This window comes from Daejeonella sp. (genome assembly GCF_044342615.1).
GTDB lineage: Bacteria > Bacteroidota > Bacteroidia > Sphingobacteriales > Sphingobacteriaceae > Daejeonella.
This window is the reverse complement of the sequence record NZ_JBIIPN010000204.1, coordinates 1-3,416: the sequence shown is the minus strand read 5'-3', so window position 1 is coordinate 3,416 and position 3,416 is coordinate 1. Positions and strand designations below refer to the sequence as shown.

At 37.4% G+C, this 3,416-nt stretch carries 2 protein-coding genes and 1 pseudogene; 2 read left to right on the top strand and 1 reads right to left on the bottom strand.

Going from position 1 to position 3,416, the window contains the following annotated elements; genetic code table 11:
* Positions 1–271: pseudogene (locus ACIQ0D_RS12315) on the bottom strand (hypothetical protein); the annotation flags it as partial.
* A 216-nt stretch (positions 272–487) separates the two neighbouring features.
* Here ACIQ0D_RS12315 and ACIQ0D_RS12310 point away from each other — a divergent pair.
* A complete protein-coding gene (locus ACIQ0D_RS12310) occupies positions 488–1,309 on the top strand; it encodes a lytic transglycosylase domain-containing protein (protein ID WP_395806046.1) in 822 nt (273 codons plus the stop codon).
* Positions 1,310–1,501: 192 nt separating this feature from the next.
* A partial coding sequence (gene uvrA, locus ACIQ0D_RS12305; protein ID WP_395806044.1) for an excinuclease ABC subunit UvrA occupies positions 1,502–3,416 on the top strand: 1,915 nt, incomplete at its 3' end.

Below are 3,416 nucleotides of genomic sequence, written 5' to 3'. Positions count from 1 at the left end.
CTGAAGATTTTTCATCAGCACCACCAGAACGACCAAAACTTTTAGGGCTTCTTTTTTCGGATGAAAAACTTGATCCTGATCTATCGTCTGTCTTTTTAAAACCTGCTTTGAAAGGTTTTTTAGAATCATCTGAAAAGGATTTCTTCTTTGTACTGCTAGCGCCTTCAGCACGATCAGATTTAAAAGAATTAGTTTTTGATGACGAACTTGAAGTCCGTTTTGAATTGGTGGATTTGTCGTCCCGACTGTTCCTGTTGTTTTTGAATGGCATGATTAATGTATATACCTTTTAGAGAGAACGACAAAGATAGTTAAAAATACGGAAAAGAGCTGAATTAATGAGAATTACGAATAATAATCTCAAGCTTAAATTCGCAAAAACACAAAGCCATTAATTAGGCTCTAGTTCATAACTATTTGAAAATTAGATAAATATTGGTATCTTTGCATAAGATTGATACCTAATATTATAAAAGAAAGGTTCAAAATGATAAAAAAACACCTGATAACCTGTTCAGGGATGCTAGCTTTGCTATTAACTGCCAAATTGTTTATTTTTAGTAAACCGGCCGATATTGACAGCTTCATGAATATCGGTTCAGCATCATCCCAAAAAACAATCACTAACGATATTTACCTTCGAAATTTAAGCTTTGCAGATGAGGATTTTCCTATTGAAGATCAGCGAGTTATACGTAAAATGAAGGTTTATCTTAGAGCACATTCCTATCAAAAAATCCAAACAACTAAGCTTCACCATCTTGCCGAAAAATGGTTTCCTATCATCGAGCCCATTTTGCAAAAACATGGCATTCCTGCAGATTTTAAATACATGCCCTTAGTTGAAAGTGGATTTAGGTATGGAACCTCACCAAAAGGTGCCGAAGGTTATTGGCAGTTTATGCCAAATACTGCTCGCGATTTCGGGTTAAAAGTTAATTCTAAAATTGATGAACGACATAACATTGAAAAATCGACCGTAGCCGCAGCAAAATACTTGAAATCTTTATACCGTGAATTTGGAAGTTGGACACTTGCTGCAGCAGCCTATAATATTGGGGAGGGCGGACTAAGAAAGCAGATTAATCATCAAAAAGAAGATAATTACTTCAAAATAAAACTCAATAGAGAGACCGCCTCTTACGTCTATAAATTGATTTCCATGAAAGAAATCATTGAAAACCCCACTCGCCATGGCTATAAAAGCAGAGTGACGACGTTATTAGCACAAGTAAATAAAAAACCGGAAAATCATTTTCCTTTTGAAGCTGGAAAGGCCTCAAAAACACCACAGATTTTGATAAACTAATCCAAATAAACCGAACAAAATGGGCTGAAGAAATTCAGCCTTTTTTGTTTTGATGTTATTTCACTGAAATTTTAGATTTTTTAGCATAATCAGGTAAAATTTTAGAATTTTTGGCCTATTTATCACTACAATAAATAATCCCTACCTTAAAAAATCGCATCTTTGCAAAAATTTAGAGCGAGTATTCAATTTATGAATAAATCTAATCCCGACCTTGGCGAACAAAGTGAAGTAGAAGTATTTGGTGCTAGGGTTCACAACTTAAAAAATATAGATGTTTCCTTTCCCCGCAATAAGCTGGTTGTAATCACCGGACTAAGTGGTAGCGGGAAATCATCCTTAGCATTCGATACCATTTATGCTGAAGGTCAGCGGAGGTACATGGAGACCTTTAGTGCTTACTCTCGTCAGTTTTTAGGTGGCATGGAGCGCCCTGATGTCGACAAAATCTCAGGCTTAAGCCCCGTAATTGCCATCGAACAAAAAACGACCAGCAAAAACCCTCGCTCTACCGTTGGAACCATTACCGAGATTTATGATTTCATGCGACTTTTATTTGCCCGTACTGGGGAAGCTTATTCTTATGTAAGCGGACAGAAGATGGAACGCATGACAGAGGATCAAATTCTGAAAAGCATCATTGAAAAATTTAATGGCCAAGCAATAAACATCCTTGCTCCTGTGGTAAAAGGCCGTAAAGGTCATTATCGTGAGCTTTTTGAGCAAATTCGTAAGCAAGGTTATTTAAAAGTGAGAGTTGATGGAGAGATTTTAGACCTCTCACCTAAAATGCAACTCGACCGATATAAAATACATGATATTGAGATGGTTATTGATCGCTTGCTAGTAAGCGAAGACGATAAAAAAAGACTTTACGATTCTATACAGTCGGCCTTAAAAGTATCAAAAGGCATCATCAAAATCAGCGATAAAGAAAATAAGGAATATTTTTACAGCAAATACCTGATGGATCCCATTTCGGGAATATCTTATGATGAACCACAGCCCAATACCTTCTCATTCAATTCGCCTTATGGGGCATGTGAGCGATGCAATGGCCTTGGTTATATTTTTGAGGTAGATCGAAACTCCGTAATTCCCAATCCGAAATTGAGCATTTTGCAAGGAGGATTGGCTCCACTGGGCGAATATCGCGAGACTTGGGTATTTCAAATTCTAAAAGCTCTAGCTAAGAAATATAATTTTTCTCTATCCACACCCATTGAAAAAATTCCGGAAGAGCTCATTGAGATTATTTTAAATGGCTCTGAAGATATCATTAGCGTTCCTGTTGAGTACAATAAATGGAATGTTCAAAACTATCAGATTGAGTTTGATGGCATCATAAAAATGCTGGAAGAGCAAACGGAGCGTCGTGGCGATGATATTGGTGAAGATCTAGAGAATTATCGAATTCTGAAAAGCTGCCCTGAATGTTTGGGTGCGCGACTTAAAAAAGAATCGCTTCATATAAAAGTCGACCAGAAGAATATTCACGAACTCGCTTGCATGGATATTTCCAATCTAAGTAAATGGTTCGAGGGATTGGAAAATCGACTTACGGAACGTCAAAATACCATTGCCAAGGAGATTTTAAAGGAAATACGTTCAAGAATAGGCTTTTTATTGGATGTGGGATTAAACTATTTAACCCTAGATCGTACGGCAAAAACCTTATCAGGTGGTGAGGCACAACGTATCCGCCTAGCCACACAAATTGGCTCTCAATTGGTGAATGTGCTATATATTTTAGATGAGCCGAGTATCGGACTCCATCAAAGAGATAATGCACGCCTAATTTCGGCACTAAAAAATTTACGTGACATCGGTAATACAGTTCTTGTTGTAGAACACGACAAAGATATGATCATGAATGCCGACCATGTAATTGATATGGGACCAGCAGCGGGTGAGCATGGCGGACAAGTAGTTGGCCAAGGTACCCCTGCCGAATTTGCTAAGGCTCAAACACTTACCAATGATTATATCAGCGGAAGGAAGGAAATTACCATTCCTAAACAAAGAAGAAAAGGTAATGGACATTCACTAATCCTTAAAAATGCAACAGGCAATAATTTGCAGAATGTTTCTGTCGAATTTCCTTTAG